The sequence below is a fragment of the Limosilactobacillus kribbianus genome (genome assembly GCF_026413145.1).
Taxonomy (GTDB): domain Bacteria; phylum Bacillota; class Bacilli; order Lactobacillales; family Lactobacillaceae; genus Limosilactobacillus; species Limosilactobacillus kribbianus.
Genome location: NZ_JAOVYZ010000096.1, coordinates 1 through 2,065, shown reverse-complemented (window position 1 = coordinate 2,065; position 2,065 = coordinate 1). Strand labels below are relative to the sequence as shown.

Annotated in this window: 3 protein-coding genes; 2 read left to right on the top strand and 1 reads right to left on the bottom strand. The window is 46.7% G+C overall.

Annotated features, from left to right (window positions below; genetic code table 11):
• Both OCT58_RS10260 and OCT58_RS10255 read left to right on the top strand, forming a co-directional pair.
• Positions 1–529: nuclease/transposase family protein (locus OCT58_RS10260; RefSeq protein ID WP_497529874.1), on the top strand; the 529-nt coding region annotated here is incomplete at its 5' end.
• A gap of 352 nt (positions 530–881) precedes the next feature.
• Positions 882–1,694 carry a mucin-binding protein gene (locus OCT58_RS10255; RefSeq protein WP_267202724.1) on the top strand — a complete coding sequence of 271 codons (813 nt, stop codon included), beginning with the start codon at positions 882–884 and terminating at the stop codon, positions 1,692–1,694.
• Positions 1,695–1,838: 144 nt separating this feature from the next.
• Here the strand turns inward: OCT58_RS10255 and OCT58_RS10250 are convergent.
• The coding region (locus OCT58_RS10250; RefSeq protein ID WP_267202723.1) for a hypothetical protein at positions 1,839–2,065 on the bottom strand (227 nt) is incomplete at its 5' end.

The following is a 2,065-nucleotide window of genomic DNA, read 5'->3' as shown; positions in this document are numbered from 1 at the left end:
TGATAGTTACGATGAGCAACACGTTAATCCAATTTACGTGATTTTCTTTTGTGACTTTGACTACTATGGTGATGGTGCAATGGCATATGAATTCGAGATGCGATCGGTTCGAAATCCGGCTCGCTCTGCCGAAATTGGTCTTCACCTCGTTGTCTTTAATGCCAAGGCCCAGGACTTTCATGATAAAATAAAACTAGCAGGATTCCTCCGATTGATGCACAACGAGCGGACACCGGGGGACGCATTAGCAGAACGAATTTATGAAAAGATGGAGCAAGTCAAGCACGATCCAGAAAGGTGGCAGAGTTTTATGAAGTACGAATTAGATTTGATGGATGCGCGGAATGAGGGACTTGAACAAGGCCGTGAACAGGGCATTGAACAAGGTCGTGACGAGCAACAAGCCAAGGACATTATTTTGATGGTTAAAATTTTAAAAAATAATCAGATTAGTGATGAGCAAATCGAACGTGATTTGATGAGTAACTACGGCCTTTCACGGCAAGAAGCGCAAAAATACATGAAATAAACTTTAGAGGGCAGCTGTGAAGAGGGATCACGGCTGCCTTATTGATTAGCATTAGCAAGAATGCATAACGACTCTTTTTAAATTGCCGCGCATATCAATTTGCCCAATCGCAATTTTTCAGCAAATGACCCACGATCAATCTGCAGATTTATGCGGACCAGCTTGCGTCAATTTGCAGATTGATCGTGTCGCAAAAGCAACAAAATCGCAACTGCACCTTGTCGCGCAGACAAATTTATTTTTCTGCCGGGAATGGTTTTCGTTCTTCTAAATTAAGACTATAATTAATTATATAAAGTCATTTATATTGGTCATAAATTTGGGGAGTGTCAATTAGTAGGGGGTATTGCTCATGGAAACAGCGGCAACGGATTCAACAAAACAAAGCGCGTTCATCAGTTATCTCGATGGTGAGACGGGAAAGGTCTTGGCGCAGGACCAAGTCGAGGGGGCGGCCGACCAGCCGATTAACTACGACGCGACCACTCAGCTGACGGTGCTGAATAAGCGGGGATACGTCCTTGCCTACAACGGCTACCCGCAGGACGCCGAATACCAAATTAACGACCAAATGAATCAGGTCTTTGCGGTCATCATGCGGCACGATCGGAAGAAGATTCAGCCGACGGACGACCTGCCCGCCAATGTTCAGCTGCCTGCCATGGCTGATTATCACCAGGTCTACACTGCAACGGTCAACTTCGTGGATTACAACGGGCAGTCGATCAAGGCGCCGGTTGTCCAAAGCGCGCTGTGGACGCGGCCGCTAATCTGGGATCGGGTCACCAACCAGGTCGCCGTCGATACGCAGACGGAGTGGACAACGACGACGGCCGAATACCAGGCGGTCACTGTTCCGGTCGTAAATGGCTACTTCGCCGATCGCCGGCTGATTGACGGTCAGTCCGCCGCGCAGCATGACCTGGCGGAGACGGTCATCTACCGTGAATTCGGGCGGGCCATTCCAGTGCTGGCCGACGGGACGCCGATTAAGGGCGCCGCGGCAGTTGAGTTCAAGAACGATCCGGACGACCCGACGAAGGCGTTGGCTGACCAGGCGGCACCACAGATCAGTGGCTACCGGCCAGTGCAGCCGACCTTCACGCCCCAGGACCCTGCCCGGGACATGCAGGTGGCTTACAAGCCCGTCGCTGATGCTAATTAACCGTAGATATGATAATTTCGCCATATTGACCGCAATTTATTGGGCATTTAATGGCATTCAGTTAAGAAAAGCGAAGCACTGAAAGTAGCTTGACTTCGCGGTTTAATAAAAATAGCAAGATTCATCACTGATTTTATTATAAATTTAGTGATCGAAAATCTTGCTATTTTTTTCTAAAATGGACTTGAAAACTATGAATTTAATTATATTAGGTTTGTAGCCAATTATTAGTGATAATTGAAAATTTGGAGAGCGTAAAATATTTTGTGTAAATTCTGAAACTTGAATTGAAAAAGGGAAAGCCTTCCCTGTATGATTGAATCGCTTAACACAATCAAAACGGAGGCTTTCCCCATGAATCAGTTTAACAA

What these genes read in the sequence shown, in the direction of transcription:
- OCT58_RS10255 (WP_267202724.1), top strand. Translation starts at nt 882, where the DNA reads ATGGAAACAGCGGCAACGGATTCAACAAAACAAAGCGCGTTCATCAGT.